Source organism: Streptomyces sp. NPDC005281, from assembly GCF_040607495.1.
Lineage (GTDB): Bacteria > Actinomycetota > Actinomycetes > Streptomycetales > Streptomycetaceae > Streptomyces.
In genome coordinates, this window is sequence record NZ_JBEXGX010000016.1 from 24,666 (window position 1) to 41,681 (window position 17,016).

Annotated in this window: 14 protein-coding genes; 9 read left to right on the forward strand and 5 right to left on the reverse strand. The window is 71.5% G+C overall.

Features of this window, described 5'->3' with window-relative positions:
• Nucleotides 1-154 precede the first annotated feature (154 nt).
• The 3 genes from ABZV42_RS22650 (at nucleotide 155) to ABZV42_RS22660 (ending at nucleotide 5,948) form a co-directional block, all read left to right on the forward strand.
• Nucleotides 155-1,957, forward strand: a complete 1,803-nt coding sequence (locus ABZV42_RS22650) for a serine/threonine-protein kinase (RefSeq protein ID WP_356053300.1) — start codon at nucleotides 155-157, stop codon at nucleotides 1,955-1,957.
• Nucleotides 1,958-2,155: 198 nt separating this feature from the next.
• On the forward strand, nucleotides 2,156-4,057 hold the full coding sequence (locus ABZV42_RS22655) for a succinic semialdehyde dehydrogenase (protein WP_356053302.1): 1,902 nt from the start codon (nucleotides 2,156-2,158) through the stop codon (nucleotides 4,055-4,057).
• A 73-nt stretch (nucleotides 4,058-4,130) separates the two neighbouring features.
• Nucleotides 4,131-5,948 (forward strand): GMC family oxidoreductase, encoded by a 1,818-nt coding sequence (locus ABZV42_RS22660; protein WP_356053304.1) that lies wholly within the window; start codon nucleotides 4,131-4,133, stop codon nucleotides 5,946-5,948.
• Between the two features lie 183 nt (nucleotides 5,949-6,131).
• Here ABZV42_RS22660 and ABZV42_RS22665 read toward each other — a convergent pair whose 3' ends face one another.
• Nucleotides 6,132-6,848 carry an LAETG motif-containing sortase-dependent surface protein gene (locus ABZV42_RS22665; RefSeq protein WP_356053306.1) on the reverse strand — a complete coding sequence of 239 codons (717 nt, stop codon included), beginning with the start codon at nucleotides 6,846-6,848 and terminating at the stop codon, nucleotides 6,132-6,134.
• Between the two features lie 4 nt (nucleotides 6,849-6,852).
• On the opposite strand from ABZV42_RS22665, the gene ABZV42_RS22670 reads away from it, so the two are divergent.
• Nucleotides 6,853-7,170, forward strand: coding sequence for a hypothetical protein (locus ABZV42_RS22670; protein ID WP_356053308.1), 318 nt, complete (start codon nucleotides 6,853-6,855; stop codon nucleotides 7,168-7,170).
• Nucleotides 7,171-7,331: 161 nt separating this feature from the next.
• The gene (locus ABZV42_RS22675; protein WP_356053310.1) at nucleotides 7,332-8,525 is read left to right on the forward strand and encodes a hypothetical protein; all 1,194 of its coding nucleotides are present in this window, start codon (nucleotides 7,332-7,334) and stop codon (nucleotides 8,523-8,525) included.
• A gap of 466 nt (nucleotides 8,526-8,991) precedes the next feature.
• Here the strand turns inward: ABZV42_RS22675 and ABZV42_RS22680 are convergent, their stop codons facing one another.
• Nucleotides 8,992-9,276, reverse strand: a complete 285-nt coding sequence (locus ABZV42_RS22680) for a chorismate mutase (protein ID WP_355976090.1) — start codon at nucleotides 9,274-9,276, stop codon at nucleotides 8,992-8,994.
• A gap of 329 nt (nucleotides 9,277-9,605) precedes the next feature.
• On the opposite strand from ABZV42_RS22680, the gene guaA reads away from it, so the two are divergent.
• Entirely contained in the window at nucleotides 9,606-11,186 is a 1,581-nt protein-coding gene (gene guaA, locus ABZV42_RS22685; RefSeq protein ID WP_355976088.1) for a glutamine-hydrolyzing GMP synthase, read from the forward strand.
• 25 nt (nucleotides 11,187-11,211) lie between these two features.
• Here the strand turns inward: guaA and ABZV42_RS22690 are convergent, their stop codons facing one another.
• Complete coding sequence (locus ABZV42_RS22690) at nucleotides 11,212-11,682, reverse strand: pyridoxamine 5'-phosphate oxidase family protein (protein ID WP_355976173.1); 471 nt, start codon at nucleotides 11,680-11,682, stop codon at nucleotides 11,212-11,214.
• Between the two features lie 156 nt (nucleotides 11,683-11,838).
• Between ABZV42_RS22690 and ABZV42_RS22695 the strand changes: the two genes are divergently transcribed.
• The 3 genes from ABZV42_RS22695 to ABZV42_RS22705 all read left to right on the forward strand — a co-directional run bounded on the left by ABZV42_RS22695 (nucleotide 11,839) and on the right by ABZV42_RS22705 (nucleotide 15,349).
• Entirely contained in the window at nucleotides 11,839-12,633 is a 795-nt protein-coding gene (locus ABZV42_RS22695; RefSeq protein WP_355976086.1) for a class II aldolase/adducin family protein, read from the forward strand.
• A gap of 391 nt (nucleotides 12,634-13,024) precedes the next feature.
• Complete coding sequence (locus tag ABZV42_RS22700; protein ID WP_355976171.1) at nucleotides 13,025-14,305, forward strand: hypothetical protein; 1,281 nt, start codon at nucleotides 13,025-13,027, stop codon at nucleotides 14,303-14,305.
• A 519-nt stretch (nucleotides 14,306-14,824) separates the two neighbouring features.
• Nucleotides 14,825-15,349, forward strand: coding sequence for a DoxX family protein (locus tag ABZV42_RS22705; RefSeq protein ID WP_355976084.1), 525 nt, complete (start codon nucleotides 14,825-14,827; stop codon nucleotides 15,347-15,349).
• Nucleotides 15,350-15,382: 33 nt separating this feature from the next.
• On the opposite strand, the gene ABZV42_RS22710 is transcribed toward ABZV42_RS22705, so the two are convergent.
• Together ABZV42_RS22710 and ABZV42_RS22715 are read right to left on the reverse strand one after the other, a co-directional pair.
• Complete coding sequence (locus ABZV42_RS22710) at nucleotides 15,383-15,601, reverse strand: hypothetical protein (protein ID WP_355976082.1); 219 nt, start codon at nucleotides 15,599-15,601, stop codon at nucleotides 15,383-15,385.
• Nucleotides 15,588-16,967 carry a PspC domain-containing protein gene (locus ABZV42_RS22715; RefSeq protein ID WP_355976080.1) on the reverse strand — a complete coding sequence of 460 codons (1,380 nt, stop codon included), beginning with the start codon at nucleotides 16,965-16,967 and terminating at the stop codon, nucleotides 15,588-15,590. The genes ABZV42_RS22710 and ABZV42_RS22715 overlap by 14 nt, the downstream gene beginning before the upstream one ends.
• Nucleotides 16,968-17,016: the final 49 nt, after the last annotated feature.

Consider the following 17,016-nt stretch of genomic DNA (forward strand, 5'->3'; position numbering starts at 1 on the left):
AAGTCGCGAGACGTCGTGTCGGAGAAGCCGTGACCGGCAAGTCGTGACGGTGAGGCTCCGTAAACGGGAGATATGGGATGCCCGCGTCACGGGTCTGTGACCGGTGGGCCCGGATGCTGGATGACGGCGCCGCCGCCGCGATACAGATGGACGCATGAGCGACGACGGGGGAGTCCCTCACGGGGGAGACGAGCCGACAAGTTTCAGTCTGCAACCGCCGAGACCCGTGACGCGGGAACGGCAGCCGGAGGCCATGGTTCCGGGGCGGCTGCCGGAGGGGGGAGGGCAGGGCCGGCCGACGGAGGCCGCGGTGTACGGCCCCCGGACCGAGGCCCCGGTCGCCGTCCCGTACCCGGGCAATCCGTATGCCACGCCCGACGGCGCCGTCCCGGAACGGTCGGAGGTTCCCGCCCCGGGACCCTCGGGGGAACCGGGGGCGGGCCGGCTCATCACCGGGCGCTACCGACTGCTCGGCAGGCTGGGACACGGTGGCATGGGCACGGTGTGGCGGGCCAGGGACGAGACCGTGGACCGTGAGGTGGCCGTCAAGGAACCGCGTGTGCCGGACCATCTTCCCGAGCGTGAACGGGCCAACGTGTACGAGCGGATGCGCCGCGAGGCGCGCGCGGCGGCACGGCTCGACCATCCCGCCGTGGTGAACGTCCACGATGTCGCGGTCGTGGACGGACAGCCCTGGATCGTCATGGAGCTGGTACGGGGCCGCTCGCTGGGCGACGCCCTCAGGGAGGGCACGCTCGGCAGCCGCGAGGCCGCGCGCATCGGCCTGGAGGTCCTCGGCGCGCTGGAGGCGGCGCACGCGGCGGGCGTCCTGCACCGTGACGTCAAGCCCGACAACGTGCTCCTCGGCCCGCACGGCCGCGTCGTGCTCACCGACTTCGGCATCGCCCGGATCGAGGGCGAGACGAGCCTGACGGACACCGGCGGCTTCGTCGGCTCACCCGAGTACATCGCCCCGGAGCGGGTGCTCGGCGTTCGCCCGGGTCCCGCCTCCGACCTCTGGTCGCTCGGCGTGCTGCTCTACGCGGCGACCGAAGGCGTCTCGCCGTTCCGGCGCAGCAACACGCCCGCCACGCTCCAGTCGGTCCTCAACTCGACGCCGGCCGCGCCCGCCTCGGCGGGTCCCCCGCTCACGGAGGCGATCAACGGCCTGCTCGCCAAGGAGCCGTCCCACCGTCCGGCGGCGGCCGAGGTCCGGCGTCTCCTGGAGGAGGCCGCACGGCCGCCCGCCCCGGCGCCGACGCGGGTCGCGACGATCGAGGGCGTCGGGGGCCCGGAAGCGACGCAGGCATCCGGCGGCGGGGGAATCCGGATCGGCCGGCGGACTCTGATCGGCCTCGCGGCGACGGTCGCCGCGCTGGTCGTCGCGGCCTCGGTGGCGGCGTATCTGGTGATCGCGGACCCGTTCGGCGGTCCGCTGCCGGACGGCTGGGACAAGCGGCATGTGGCGGACGTCGCCGCGACGCTGGCGGTGCCCGCGGGCTACGAGGAGGGAACGCCGGACCGGGCCTCGGACAAGGCGCACTGGGTCACGTTCACCGACCCGAGCGGGAGCATCTGGATCCAGCTGGCCCTCGCCAGGAAGTCCGAGGATTCAGGCAAGCTGATCAAGGGCTCGGCGCGGGCCGAGATGTACGCGGACGACGGCGAGTTCAAGGCGAGCGGCGCCTACGGCCTGAACATGCCCGCGGGTCCGCGGACGGCCCCGGACGCCAGGACGACGTACCGGGGCAGGGAGGCCGCCGAGAACACGGTGGTCTACAAGACCGACGACAGCCAGAATCCCCGCCCTCGCGAGGTGCGGCTCTTCTACTACAAGTCGAAGTCCGGCGACATGTACAAGCTCACGATCGGCTATCCGGGCAAGGGCGACTTCACCGCGCGGGGCCGGGAGGTCGCCGACGCGGCGATCGCGAACCTGGACATCGGCACACCGTGACCGGCCGGGACGCGCGGCGCCTTCTCGTCCCGGGTGACCGGACCGATACCGGAGAAACGATCCCCTGGTGATCGTCGGGCCGACAACGCCCTGATCAGCGCATTCGCTGCCAGTGATCACTGGCAGTGTGTGAGCACTCCGTGAAAGGCCGTTACCGACGGGTACCCAAAGGGAGCGAGGAGGCATACTCTGCGGCTCATGACGGACTCGCAGGCCGCGGAGCAGGCCACGGAAAGCACCGGCGCCGATGAGACGGCCGGTACCGACACCGCGGCAGGCGTGGCCGCCGCGACCGACGCGGACCTGACGTCCGCCGCCGGCACGGACATCGCGACCGACGCGTCCGACGCAGCTGATGCACCCGCCGTGCCTGCCGCGTCCGACGCCGACGAGGCGCCCCTCACCGCGGAGACCGCCGCTGCCGCCGACGCCGCGGGAGCCGATGAGGCCGCCGACGAGGAGATCGCGGAAGCCGCCGAGGCTGCTGCCGCCGACGAGACCGCGGCCTCCGTCCTCGGCACCAACCCCCTCGCTCCCGCCCCGGCAGGCGCCCGTACCGCCGCCGATGTGGTCACCCCCGAGCTCGTCGCGCAGCTCACCAAGGGCGTGGCCGGGTCCGGGCGGACCGCCAACCACACGCCGTTCACCGGCGAGAAGCTCGCCGACGTGCCCGAGTCGACCCCGGAGGACGTCGAGAAGGCGTTCGAGCGGGCCCGTGCCGCCCAGACCGCCTGGGCGGCCACTCCGGTACGGCAGCGCGCCGCCGTCCTGCTCCGCTTCCACGACCTCGTCCTCGCCCGCCAGGCCGAGGTGCTCGACCTCATCCAGCTGGAGACCGGCAAGGCCCGGCTGCACGCCCATGAAGAGGTCCAGGCCGTCGTGGTCGCGGCCCGGCACTACGGACGCAAGGCGCCCTCGTACCTGCGTCCCAAGCGGCACGCCGGCGCGGTCCCGACCCTCACCAAGGTCACCGAACTACGCCACCCGCGCGGTGTCGTCGGGCAGATCGCGCCCTGGAACTACCCGCTCGAACTGTCGGTCGGCGACGCGCTGCCCGCCTTCGTCGCGGGCAACGCGGTCGTCATGAAGCCCGACACCGAGACCTGCCTCACCGCCCTGTGGGCGCGTGACCTGCTGATCGAGGCCGGACTGCCCGCCGAGGTCTTCCAGGTCGTCATCGGGGAAGGGCCGGTCGTCGGACCCGAGGTCGTCCGGCACGCCGACTATGTCTCCTTCACCGGGTCGACCCGGACCGGCCGCGAGGTCGCCCAGGGCGCCGCCGCCCGTCTCGTCGGTGTCTCCCTCGAACTCGGCGGCAAGAACGCCATGGTGGTGCTGGAGGACGCCGATCTCGACAAGGCCGCCGCCGGTGCCGTCCGCGCCTGTTTCTCCTCGGCCGGCCAGCTCTGCATCTCCATCGAGCGGCTGTACGTCCACGAGTCGATCGCGGACGCCTTCGCCGAGCGGTTCGCCGCCAGGACCCGGGCCATGCGGCTCGGCACCTCCCTCGCGTACGGGGCCGACATGGGCTCGCTGGTCGGCGAGCGGCAGCTGGAGACCGTGACGCGGCACGTCGACGAAGCCGTCGCCAAGGGGGCCAGGGTCCTCGCCGGCGGGGTCGCCCGGCCCGACATCGGCCCGTACTTCTACGAGCCCACCGTCCTCGACGGAGTGGAGGCCCCGATGGCCGTCTGCGCCGAGGAGACCTTCGGCCCGGTCGTCTCGCTCTACCGGTTCACGACCGAGGACGAGGTCGTCGAGCTCGCCAACTCCACCTCGTACGGCCTCAATTCCTCCGTCTGGACGAAGGACGGGCGGCGCGGCCGTGCGGTCGCGGCCCGGCTGCGGACCGGCACCGTGAACGTCAACGAGGGGTACGCGCCCGCGTACGGCAGCGTCCAGTCGCCGATGGGCGGCATGAAGGACTCCGGCCTCGGCCGGCGGCACGGCTCCGAGGGCATCCTCAAGTACACCGAGGCGCAGACCGTCGCCCACCAGAGGCTGCTGCCGATGGCGCCGTCCCTGGGCATGGACGACGAGAAGTACGCGGCGTTCATGAGCCGGAGCCTGAAGCTGATGAAGGCGTTCCGGCTGCGGTAGGGGCTGTCGCCCTTCGCGGCCCCTGGCCAACGATCCACGCATCCCAACCGGTTCTCGACGAGGAGAGCGGCACGTGTCACAGGAGAGCTCTGTCCAGGAACAGCCGGACGAGGGAACGCCCGGCCACGCATACGACTACGACGTGATCGTCGTCGGCTCCGGCTTCGGCGGCTCCGTCACCGCTCTGCGGCTGACGGAGAAGGGGTACCGCGTAGGTGTCCTCGAAGCCGGCCGGCGCTTCACCCGCGAGACGCTCCCGAAGAACTCCTGGGACATCAAGAACTACCTCTGGGCCCCGCGGCTCGGCATGTACGGCATCCAGCGCATCCATCTGCTGGGCAACGTGATGGTGCTCGCGGGGGCGGGCGTGGGCGGCGGCTCGCTCAACTACGCCAACACCCTCTACGTACCCCCGAAGCCGTTCTTCGAGGACCCGCAGTGGAAGGACATCACCGACTGGGAGGAGGAGCTGAAGCCGTACTACGACCAGGCCCGGCGCATGCTGGGCGTGCGGCTCAACCCGACCATGACCCCGTCGGACGTGCACCTCAAGGCCGCCGCGGAGCGGATGGGGGTCGGCGACACCTTCCACATGGCGCCGGTCGGCGTGTTCTTCGGCGACGGGCAGGACGCGGACGGCTCGGCCCGGGCGAAGCCCGGCGAGGAGGTCGACGACCCGTACTTCGGGGGCGCCGGGCCCTCGCGCAAGGCCTGCACCGAGTGCGGTGAGTGCATGACCGGCTGCCGCCACGGCGCCAAGAACACCCTCAACGAGAACTATCTCCACCTCGCCGAGAAGGCCGGCGCGGTCGTCCATCCCATGACGACCGTCGTGTCCGTCACCGACGACTCCCGGGGCGGCTACGCCGTCCAGACCCTCCCGACGGACGACCGGCGCAAGGGGGAGGGCCGGACGCTCACCGCGCATCGGGTCGTTCTCGCGGCCGGCACCTACGGCACCCAGACACTGCTGCACCGGATGAAGGCGGGCGGCCAACTGCCGTATCTGTCGGCGAAACTGGGCGAGCTGACCCGCACCAACTCCGAGGCGCTGGTGGGCGCGCAGACCGACGACCGCCGCTACCGCAAGGCGCACGGGACGAAGGCGGACTTCACCCGGGGCGTGGCCATCACGTCCTCGGTCCACCCGGACGAGGACACCCACATCGAACCCGTCCGCTACGGCAAGGGCTCCAACGCGATGGGCGGCATGTCCATCCTCCAAGTCCCCTACGCGGAGGGCTCGTCGAGGGTGGCGGGCTGGTTCGTGAACGCGGCCCGGCATCCGCTGCTGGTGCTCCGGTCGCTCTCCAACCGCCGCTGGTCCGAACGCACCATCATCGGGCTGGTGATGCAGTCGCTCGACAACTCCCTGACGACCTATCTCAAGCCGAAGGGCGCGGGCAAGGGGCTGTTGACGGCACGTCAGGGACACGGCGCCCCCAACCCCGCGCAGATCAAGGCCGCTTCGCGGGCCGCCTCCGCCCTCGCCGAGGAGATCAACGGGTTCCCCGGCAGCAACGTCGGTGAGCTGATGGGCACCCCGCTCACCGCGCACTTCCTCGGCGGCTGCCCGATCGGCGCCGGCGCGGAGGACGGTGTCATCGACCCCTACCACCGGCTCCACGGCCACCCGGGCATCTCCGTCGTGGACGGCGCCGCCGTCTCCGCGAACCTCGGCGTCAACCCGTCGCTCACCATCACCGCGCAGGCCGAGCGGGCCATGTCGTTCTGGCCCAACAAGGGCGAGGCCGATCCGCGTCCGGCGCCGGGAGCGGCGTACGAGCGGCTCAAGGCGGTGGAGCCGCACCGCCCCGTCGTCCCCGCGGACGCCTTCGGCGCACTGCGGCTGCCGTTCCTGGGCATGCCGGCGATGCCGCCGAAGCCGTAGCGCGGATCCCGGCAGTCACGGCCGGGGCCCCGTAGCCGAGGCCGCGTCGGGCCGAAGCCGGACTCCGGCCCCCGGTGCGGCGAAGGCCCGTACGACGAGAGGAAGGACCTGCGCCCCCCTCCGAGCGCAGGTCCTTCTCTTCGTACGGGACCGACGTGGCGTCAGTCGGGCCGTGCCGTGGTGTTACGCGCTCGCGCCGGACTTGCGGCGGCGGACGACGACCAGCGCGCCGGCACCGGCGACGACGGCGATACCGCCGGCGAGACCGATCATCGGCAGGGCGGAGCTGGAACCCGTCTCGGCGAGGCTGCCGTCGACCTGCGGCGTGTTGCCCCTGTCGGCCGGCTTGTCCGAGACCGGGACCTTGCCGCCTCCCTGCGGCTTGGTGCCGTCGGTGTCCGTGCCGGACGAGACGATCTGGAACTTGTACGCGACCTCGCCGAAGCCGGTGCACTGCGCGTCGGCGTCGCCGTAGATGCTGGCGCCGAGGGAGAAGCCGGCGCCGACCGGGGCGCTGGAATGCACGTTGATACGGAGCGGGATGTCGACCTCGTAGTCGGGCTTCAGCTCGTCGGTGTAGCCGACGTAACCCACCGCGTAGCCCTCGGAGTCGACGTCCTCCCAGACCTTGTCGTCCGGGTTGTACGCCTGGAGCTGGACCTTCTTGCTCTGGAAGAGATCCTCGCCGCCCTTGTCGGAGGACGCGCCGGCGAAGAAGCCGAGGTCGCTCAGGGCGGAGTCGGAGTTGTTCAGGACGTTCAGGGAGAACTTGTGCCAGCCGCTGCCCGCAGCGATCTTGCCGGGCAGGCCCGTGATGGAGACGTCGACCTTGGAGTCCGAGCACTCGGAGGGCTCGGGCTCGGGGGACTCCGACGCCGACGCGGAGGCGCTCGGGGACACGGACGTGGACGCGGAGCCGCTCGGGGCGGGCGCGGACGCCGACGTGGAGGCGGAGGCCGACGCGGAGGCCGAAGCCGAGTTGCCCGGCTCGGGGGCCGACACGGACGGGCTCGGCGACGCGGACTCGGACACGCTCGCGCTCGGGGACGGGGACTGGGACGGGCTTTCTTCCGCGAACGCGGCCGGCGCGACCGACAGCAACGCGAGCGGTGCTATGACAGCCGTCGCGGCCGCAGTGGCCATGGCACGGCGAAGCTTCATGAAGACCTCGGATGTCCTGCGCGCCGCGAACTCATGGCGCGTATGTGGCGTTTATGGGTGAGGCCTCCGCGTGTGGGGCGCGGGTGTGGCCGTTGGTTCAGCAGGTGTGACCGGCGAATGCGGGGAATGGTTGTCCTGCGTCTCACGTAATTCTTATGTGGTCTGAGTCACACATCTGTATTGCTTGCACACATCCGTTCGAGACGCTTACAAATATGCCTCGTGTCTGAAAAGCAGCCCGGAGAAGCCGGTGAGCCGACGGTTCCTGACGATGTGTGGGACCGCTTCGCGCGCGACAGTGAACGCGACATCCGCGGTTCCGCCCCCAAGGAGCCGTCCGCCCGGGCGCGCATGGTGACGGAACGGCTGCGCCTCGAGGACGAGCGGGAGGCGGAGCGGGCCGCCCGCCGGACCGCCCGGAAGAAGGAGCCGCGGCAGGCCGCGCAGCCCGAGGGCCGGCAGACGGGCCCCGCCTGGCGCGAGATGGACGGGCGCGCCGCCCGGCGCCGCAAGGTGTGGGCGGTGCTCGGAGTCCCGCTCGCCGTCGCCGTGGCCGTCGTCGCGATGAAACCGTCCCTGTTGCCCGGCGGCCTCTTCGACTCCGCGGACAAGGCCGTCCCGGCCGGGCCCAGGCTGCCCGCCGAGACCGCCGCACCGACCACGCCGCCCTCCGCCGCGGCCTCCCGGACGCCCACCAGGGAAAGGCCCTTCGCCGGATCGCCCGCCGAACGCTGGGCCGACGGCGCGAACGCGATCGTCGTCCCGAAGGCCACCCCGGTCGGCTCCCTCACGAAGGAGCAGGTGGCCACCGCGCTGCGGGGGACCAAGAGCCTGCTCGTCGGCGCCGATCTCGACCCGGCGACCCTGCGCGGCGAGCGGCCCGCGGCGGCCATCGCCGTCCTCGACCCCAAGCAGCCCCGGATGATCGACGACGTCGACCGCATGCTGCGCGCGCCGGACAAGAAGCACGATCCGCTGAGCCTTTTCAGCCGCTTCGACCCGCGTGAGGTGAGCCTGGTCGGGCACGTGGTCAAGACGCGGGGCCGGATCACCTTCAAGGCGGGCAAGGACGGGTCCGTCGCCATCCACGCCGACTACACCTTCGTCTACCCGGTGTCCCCCGCCGGCGGGGACACGCACGAGGTGACGCGCACCATCGTGCGCCGCGTCCTCGACGTCGCGTTCCTCGACCCGGGGAAGTACCGGGTCACGCCGGGCAGAGTGACGATCGGTCATTACACCCAGGAGATCGGCAACTCCGCCTGCGACGTCCACGACGGTTTCCTGCACCCGCGGTTCGACTCGACCGCACCCGCCGGCGCGTCGCCGACGGGCCCGGCCGTCGACCCGTACGACCGCAGCCGTGACCTTCTGGAGTCGCCCACGAAGGGCTGCGGCACGGTGTCCCGCACCTGACGGAGTCCGTGCCCCGGGCACGGTGAAGGGCCCCGCGGGACGCGTGTCCCGCAGGGCCCTTCTTCCGACAGCACCGGCGTCAGGGCGGGCCGGTGCCTCGAAGCGGCGTCGGGGGGTGCGCCGCTGGTCACGGGGGTGGCCGGGTCGCGCGCGGCGGCCCATGAGGGCGCGCACCCGAGGACGGCCTGGACAGGTTCCGTCGGTCGGCCCCGGGCGTCCCCGGGGCCGACCGTTTCCTTGAGCGACCGGGCTGCTGTCCCCTGCCGTCCGGTCGCAAGACCTGGAGCGAGGTCCCACGACGTACGGCACGATCCGTACGTCTCATCGCTCCAGTGAAGCCACGCGTGGTTCTTTCGGGCCCGCCCCTGGCTGACACGGACACCAGAAGAAACGAAGTCCGCGGCACCCCGGTCACGCGCCGTACGGGTGAGAGCGAATGCGTACGTGCGTACGCCGGGTGCCGTCGTCAGATCCGGCCGCGGCACAGCTCGAGCAGGGTCATGGCCAGCGAGGTGCCCGGCTTGCCGAGCGCGTCCCGGTAGTGGCCGAGGACCTCCATCTCGCGCGAGAGGTTCACCCTGCGGCCGCCGGACGTGATCCGGGCCTCCTGGATCACGGCCGAGACGGCCATCCGTTCCTGCACGAGACCGATGATCCGGTCGTCGAGGGCGTCGATGCGCTCACGGGCACCGGTGATCACATCGGCGGCCTCGTCGGTGCGGGCGCCGGTCTTGTCGAGTACGTCGGCCATGGTGGGGCTCCTCGGTGGAAGAGGTGCCCCGGAGCGGCACGGCCCGGAAACGGCAGACGCCCCGGGCCTTGTCGGCCCGGGGCGCCTGGGAAGTCGCTTGTCAGTTGCTCAAGCGGCACGACCATGGCAGCCGGTGGGCCGGTTGCCATAGGTAAACAAGAAGATCGTGTGCGTGAGCATGACGGCAGTATGCACGCCCGCGGGGGCGCCGGCCAAGGAGGTTCGGATGGTGAGACCCGGGCGCCGGAACACCGTGGGCGCCGGGCCCGTCGCGGCCCCCGGTAGAATCGGCCGTACACACCCTTTTGCTCACCGCCGGAAGGCAGACCGTGCCAGAAGCGTCCCCCGCCGCCCCCGACACCGTCCTGGTCGTCGACTTCGGTGCGCAGTACGCCCAGCTCATCGCCCGTCGCGTCCGTGAGGCCCGGGTCTACAGCGAGATCGTGCCGAGCACCATGCCGGTCCAGGAGATGCTCGCCAAGAACCCGGCCGCGATCATCCTCTCCGGCGGTCCCTCGTCGGTGTACGCGGAGGGCGCCCCGCGCCTGGACCGCGCGCTCTTCGAGGCGGGCGTCCCCGTCTTCGGCATGTGCTACGGCTTCCAGCTGATGGCGACCACCCTCGGCGGCACGGTCGACAACACCGGTGCCCGCGAGTACGGCCGCACGCCGCTGCACGTCTCGAAGTCCGGCTCCACCCTGTTCGAGGGCACCCCGGACGAGCAGCCGGTGTGGATGTCGCACGGCGACGCCTGCTCCGCTGCTCCCGAGGGCTTCACCGTCACGGCCTCCACGGACGTCGTCCCGGTCGCCGCCTTCGAGAACGACGAGAAGAAGCTCTACGGCGTCCAGTACCACCCCGAGGTCATGCACTCCACGCACGGCCAGCAGGTCCTGGAGCACTTCCTGTACCGCGGCGCGGGTCTGACCCCGTCCTGGACGACCGGCAACGTCATCGACGAGCAGGTCGCCCTCATCCGCGAGCAGGTCGGCACCAAGCGCGCGATCTGCGGTCTGTCCGGCGGAGTGGACTCGGCGGTCGCCGCGGCCCTCGTGCAGAAGGCCATCGGCTCCCAGCTCACCTGTGTGTACGTGGACCACGGTCTGATGCGCCAGGGCGAGACCGAGCAGGTCGAGAAGGACTTCGTCGCCGCGACCGGCGTGCAGCTGAAGGTCGTGGACGCGGAGGAGCGCTTCCTCACCGCGCTCAAGGGCGTCTCGGACCCCGAGGAGAAGCGGAAGATCATCGGGCGCGAGTTCATCCGCGTCTTCGAGCAGGCCCAGGCGGAGATCATCGCCGAGGCCGCCGAGGGCGAGGACGTCGCGTTCCTGGTGCAGGGCACGCTCTACCCGGACGTGGTCGAGTCCGGCGGCGGCACCGGCACCGCCAACATCAAGTCCCACCACAACGTGGGCGGCCTTCCCGAGGACCTGGAGTTCCAGCTCGTCGAGCCGCTGCGCCAGTTGTTCAAGGACGAGGTCCGGATGGTCGGCCAGGAGCTCGGCCTGCCGGAGGAGATCGTCCAGCGCCAGCCGTTCCCGGGCCCCGGCCTCGGTATCCGCATCGTCGGCGAGGTCACCAAGGAGCGTCTGGACCTGCTCCGCCAGGCCGACGCCATCGCCCGCGAGGAACTCACCGCCGCCGGTCTCGACCGGGACATCTGGCAGTGCCCGGTGGTTTTGCTCGCGGACGTGCGCAGCGTGGGCGTCCAGGGCGACGGCCGGACGTACGGCCACCCGATCGTGCTCCGTCCGGTGTCCAGCGAGGACGCCATGACGGCCGACTGGTCGCGGCTGCCCTACGACGTCCTCGCGAAGATCTCGACGCGCATCACGAACGAGGTCGCGGACGTCAACCGCGTCGTCCTCGACGTGACGAGCAAGCCCCCGGGCACCATCGAGTGGGAGTGACCGACGGGCGGGGGTGACCCCGCCCTCAGGTCCGCCTGAGCGTGCGCACCGGCGCGCCGGGCTTCCAGACCTGGACGACCAGATACGTGTCGTCCTCCACGCAGGTCCGCGTGACCTCCGTCAGTTCGGTGCGGAAGAGGTGGAACGGCTCCGGCGGTTCCACCTCTTTCACGTACGCCGCCTTGGCCGGGACGCCGTCGCCCACCTCGATCGCCCGCCCGCTGATCCGTACGTCGCCGCCGCCCATGTCGGTGCCCGCCCCCGGGTTCGCCTGGAGCGCGAAGCGCGGGTCGCGGCGCAGGTCGAGCGCCTTGAGGGAGTCCGGCATCATGCCGAGCCACAGCTCGCCGTCGAGAAAGCGCACCTCGATGCCGGAGGTGCGCGGCGAGCCGTCCTTGCGGAGGGTCGCCAGGACGTGGTGGGTGAACGCGCCGAAGCGCTGTTCGACGGTGCCGGCGAGGGCCGGTTCACAGACGGAGAGAGCTGCCCAGTTCATGGCAGCGAGTCTGGCGCTCATACCCGACATCTCCTGACGGGTTTTGGCTGTGTCTTTCTCCCGTCCTGATTTTTTCTCTCCTGGAACACCCCTGTTCTCCTGCGCTGACCCCGGGTAACTTCCGCTCGTACCGAACACGCCAGTGCTGGAGGACATATGCACGGGTCCACTCCGCCGCTGCCCCGTCCCACCGCTCAGTTGCGCTTCGCCATGCCGCCGATGCACGAGTCGACGGACGACGAACGACGGCACCGCAAGGAGCGGCTGGCCGGCGCGCTGCGGCTGTTCGGCCGGCTCGGCTTCGAGGACGGCGTCTCCGGACACATCACGGCACGCGACCCGGAGTACAGCGACTGCTTCTGGGTCAATCCCTTCGGCATGCCGTTCAAGCACGTCACCGTGAGCGATCTCGTCATGGCCAACCAGGAGGGCCAGGTGATCGAGGGCCGCTATCACGTCAACCAGGCCGCGTTCACCGTGCACTCCCAGGTCCACGCGGCCCGCCCCGACGTCGTCGCCGTCGCCCACTGCCACTCCGTGCACGGCCGCGCCCTCGCCGCCCTCGGTGACCTGCTCGACCCGATCACTCAGGAGAGCTGTGCCTTCTACGAGGATCACGCTCTGTACGACGCCTACACCGGAGTCGCCGTCGACGCCGAGGAGGGGCGCAGGATCGCTTCCGCGCTGGGCACCCGCAAGGCGCTGGTGCTGCGCAACCACGGACTGCTGACCGTCGGGGACTCGGTGGACGCCGCTGCCTGGTGGTTCCTGTCCATGGAGCGGTCCAGCCAGGTCCAGCTCACCGCGAAGGCCGCGGGCCGCCCCGTCCTCATCGACCACAAGCAGGCGGTCGCCACCCGCGAACAGCTCGGCGGCGATCTGGTGGCGTGGATCAACTACCAGCCCCTGTGGCAGGACATCAGCCGCGGCGAACCGGATCTTCTGAGCTGAGCCTGACCGGTTTTCTGAGCTGATCGTGTCCGGCGGACCGTGCTGCGCCGAAGGCCCGGCTTCCGTCGTGCCGGATGATTCCGGCCATGGACGGATTCTCCCGGCCGGGTCAACAAGGGGGCATGCGCTTCACCCGCGCCGAACCGACCTGACGCGTGCGCACGGTGCTCCGTACGGCACAATTCGCTGTCGTCACATGAGAGTTGCCGGGTGGGGGCGCGGCAGCCGGATGTTTCGTGACATTCCGGCTCTACGGAGTTTTTTCTGGCGCGGGAAGGCGGCAGTGGACGTGGCGGTGCAGGAGGCGAGACACGGTGCTGGGCACGGTGCCGGGGCGGGGGCCGGATCGGGCGCCGGGCGCGGTGGTCCGGGCGGTGGCCCTGGCGGCGGGCTGAGCGGAGACGTCGGCGGAGAACCGGGCGGGGGATCAGGCGCCCACGAGGGCGGCTGCACGTGCGGGGACTGTCCGCACGGGGCGCGTACGGGGCACCGGCGGGCCGTCGCCGCGTTCCTCGCCAAGCGTGACGCGCTGGCGTCCGGGCAGGGACTGCCCGCCGGTGTCGCGCACTCCGCCTCCGCGTCCCGGCAGTGGGTGTCCGACGAGCTCACCCAGTCCGCCGACCTCGTGGCCGAACGCGGCCGCCTGGAGGGCGAGGCCTGGCTGGGCCGCCTGTGGCGGTACACCGCCTACACCGTCTGGGCGGCCGTCGTGGTCCTCCTGCTCGTGCAGGCGCTCACCGCGATCGGGGCCGGCTGGACGGCGGCGCGGACGGCGGGGCTGCTCGCCGCGGTCGTCCTGGCCGGACTGCTGACCGGGGCGGCCCGGCTGCACCGGGCCCGGGGCGGGGCCATCGCGCCGGTCATCGGCGAGGACAACCGGCTCTCCACCTCCCGGGCCGTCGCGGCCGGCTGGGTGCTGCTCGTGGTGTACGCGTTGCTCGTGCTGGTGGCACAGCTGGCGGCGGCCTCGGAGCACGGCCGCCGGGACGAGCTCATCGCCGGGCTCGAACTCGCCAGGGCCGCCGGTGTCGTGACCGTCGTCGCCGTCGTCTGCGGGGTCGCGGTGCTGGTGCGGCGGGTGGTCGGGCTGAGGGTGCTGGGGCAGCGGCTCCAGAAGGTCCGCGCGGGCCGGCCCCGGGCGGCGGACCTGCTGACCGACGACTCCGGGCGGGGCGCCTTCGCCGACATCCAGTACGTCGTGATCAGCGGGGTCGCTCTGGTCTTCGCCGCGGTGCGGCTGGCGCGGCGGCCGTCGCAACTGCCCGATCTTCCGTGGGGGCTGGCCCTGTTGGTGCTGGTGTCGGCCGCGACCTATCTCGCCGGGAAGTACGCCGAGGGTGGGCGGCCGGTGATCCTCTCCGTGGTCCGGTCCCGTGAGGCCGGCGATCTGGACGCGCCCATCCGCACCGGGGACGACATCGAGATCCGGGGGGCCGGGTTCGTGCCGCCCGGGGCGCAGGGCGCGGACCGGCTGTCGCGGATGGTCGTGCGGATCGGGGCCGTGCATGTGCATGTGCCGCTGGTGCCGGTGTCCGGGGGGTTCAGCAATCCCACGGACGCTGTGCTGACGGTGCCGGTGCCGGTGGATGTCGAGCCGGGGCGGGTCGAGGTGCAGGTTGTTACGGCGGCGGGGGTCGAGACGAACCGGTACGAGATCGATGTGACGGACTGACGTCGCTCGCCTCTGGCGTTTTGCGGTGCCGGTGCCGGTGCCGGTGCCGGTACCGGTCCCGGCGGTGCGGTGCGGTGCGGTCGCGGTGCCGGTGCGTTGTGGGTCGGGGCCGCGCCGGTGCATCCGCCCGCATCCGAACGGATCTCATCGGGGTTTCGAGGTGCGGGTGGGTTCTGATCCGTCCGGCCTGCGGGCATTTGATGTACCGGCACGTCCCCTTCCGCCGGATCCCGGGTGCGGGTGTGTCGTGGTGGTCGTCCCCAGCCCCGCTCCGGCACATTTCAGCCTCGGCCGGGGAGAACTCAGGCCCTCCGGCGTTTGAGGAGCGGGGTCTGGGGCGGAGCCCCAGGGGTGGGGAGGGTAGGGGCGGAGGGGGCGAAGAGTGTTTGGTGGGGTCCCCCGGGGTGTTTCGGGAGGGGTAGTTCGAAAAAAGGTTCCCTGGGCTGAGTGGGGGAACGGATTCGTACGTATGGTCTGTTGAGTGGTCAACGGCACGCGGGTGAGAGGTGGCGGAGAGCGATGACTCACGGTATGCGGACGGATACTCACACCCAGTATCTGGAGGAGCCACGGAGTTGGCGGGAGACTGCCACTCGTTACTCCTTGTTGCCGCTGCGGATCTTCCTCGGCGTCACATTCATCTACGCCGGCCTCGACAAACTTACGAACAGCGCCTTCATGAAGGCCTCCGGCTCGGGTTCGATCGGCGACATGATGCGCACGGTGCGTGACTCCTCCGCGATACCGGCCCTCGTCGACCTGTCCCTGAAGAACCCCGTCGGCTTCGGCTACGCCATCGCGTTCGGTGAGCTCGCCGTCGGGATCGGCACCCTGATCGGCCTGCTGGCCCGCTTCGCCGCGCTCGGCGGCGCGCTCATCTCGCTCAGCCTGTGGCTGACGGTGAGCTGGGGCTCCGACCCGTACTACTACGGCAACGACCTCCCGTACCTGTTCTGCTGGACCCCCCTCGTACTGGCCGGGGCGTCCTACTGGTCACTGGACGCCTTGATCGGGCGACGGCGCAGGCAACGGAGCGCCTACTGACGTCCGTCCGGTGCGGCGACGGGCCTCAGGGGTTCACACCACGCGGGGCCCCCGGCCCGCACGGCGTCTGCGGACGGCGTGGTTCACCGAGGCCACGGCGCCCGCGAGGAACAGGCCGACGACAACGACGGGGATGATCGCGAACCACTCGGTCTCCCACCAGCCGGCCGCGTCTCCGGCGTAGGCGATGCCCCCGGCGGTCAGGAAGAGGCCCGCCACCAGCTTTCCGGGCTGGAACTCATGACGAGGCACGGGCCACCTCCGCCTGGCCGACGCCGACCTGGAGGCCGAGGTCAAGGGTGCCGCCCTTCCTGACGCCCGCCGCCGGCGGCAGGGTCACGTTCTTGTGTTTGCCCGGTTCCACGTCCACGTCCTTCTTGTCGTCACCCGGCAGCTGGATGTCCCCGACACCCACCTCTACGGTCAGCCGTACGGTCACGTCCTTGGGGACGATCACCTTCAGCCGCCCCGCACCCACTTCGGCCTTCGTCCTCACCGTCTGTCCCTGGCCGACGTCGATCCCGCTGAGGTCGAGGGTGCCCACCCCCGTGCCCAAGTCGTAGCCCGTCTTCACGTCGGCCGCCGTCGCGGGAGTCCAGTTCGTCCGCACCCAGTGCGTGTCGATGTCCTTCGGCAGGGCCGCGGAGCCCGCGAGCAGACCGGCCGTGATCAGCGCGAGGAAGACCGTTCCCGCGCCCGTGCGACCGCGGAACGAGCTCACGGCGATGCCCAGCCCGAACACGATGAGCGCGGCGGCCAGCCCGGCCTGGAGGCTGGTGCCGAGCTCCCGGTCGTGCCAGTTCAGGCCTGTGGTCAGGCCGCCCGCGAGAAGGGCGAGCAGGAAGATCCGGCCGCCCATGGGGCGCGGTCCGCGCGGTCTCCGCTCCCGTTCCGCGCGCGGGTCGGGGCGGGAGGTGCCGCGGGTGATGGCGAGCGCGGCCGCGACATCCCGGTCCCGGGTCTCCGTGGGCCCCCACATGTAGCCGGTGCCGCCTACGTGCGAACCGTCCTTGACGATCGGGTCGCGCCACCAGGAGGGGTAGGAGTCGGGGACGGGCGGGGCCTTCGCCTCCGGCGGGGCGTCGGCGGCGGCCTGCGCGGCCAGGGGGTCCGGGTCCGCGGCGTCGCGGTTCTGCGACCAGTAGCCCGCGCCCGCCAGCAGCAGGGACAGGACTACGGCGAACGTCAGCACGCTGCCGTTCCTGAGCATGGACAGGAACACCCCGCAGCCGACCAGCGCGAAGAGCACGGCGGTCAGGGCGGGGCCGTCGACCCGGCCGGTGAGCAGCTTGCGGACCTCGTTCTCCTCCTCGTCGTCGTACGGGACGAAGAGCCAGGCGAAGCCGTAGAAGATGAGGCCGACACCGCCGCTCGCGGCGAGCACCGCGAGCACGATCCGGAAGATCACCGGGTCCATGTCGCACTGCCGGCCCAGCCCAGCGCACACCCCGCCGAGCGTCTTCTGCCGACGGTCGCGCCGGAACCTGCGCGGCACCCCGGACGAGGGGGCGTCGGCGCCGGCCGGCCGTGCCGCGGCCCCTTCCCCGTGAGCACGCGGCTCGTCACCCGGAGCGGTGCCGGGGTCCGGCTCCGCCGCCGCGTGCTGGTGATCTGTCATGCGTCCATGGTGACGGGCGGGACGGCGCGGCGGCAGTCGGGATGACCCT

What these genes read in the sequence shown, in the direction of transcription:
- ABZV42_RS22650 (WP_356053300.1), top strand. Translation starts at nt 155, where the DNA reads ATGAGCGACGACGGGGGAGTCCCTCACGGGGGAGACGAGCCGACAAGT.
- ABZV42_RS22655 (WP_356053302.1), top strand. Translation starts at nt 2,156, where the DNA reads ATGACGGACTCGCAGGCCGCGGAGCAGGCCACGGAAAGCACCGGCGCC.
- ABZV42_RS22680 (WP_355976090.1), bottom strand. Translation starts at nt 9,276, where the DNA reads ATGGCCGACGTACTCGACAAGACCGGCGCCCGCACCGACGAGGCCGCC.
- ABZV42_RS22690 (WP_355976173.1), bottom strand. Translation starts at nt 11,682, where the DNA reads ATGAACTGGGCAGCTCTCTCCGTCTGTGAACCGGCCCTCGCCGGCACC.
- ABZV42_RS22695 (WP_355976086.1), top strand. Translation starts at nt 11,839, where the DNA reads ATGCACGGGTCCACTCCGCCGCTGCCCCGTCCCACCGCTCAGTTGCGC.
- ABZV42_RS22705 (WP_355976084.1), top strand. Translation starts at nt 14,825, where the DNA reads ATGACTCACGGTATGCGGACGGATACTCACACCCAGTATCTGGAGGAG.
- ABZV42_RS22715 (WP_355976080.1), bottom strand. Translation starts at nt 16,967, where the DNA reads ATGACAGATCACCAGCACGCGGCGGCGGAGCCGGACCCCGGCACCGCT.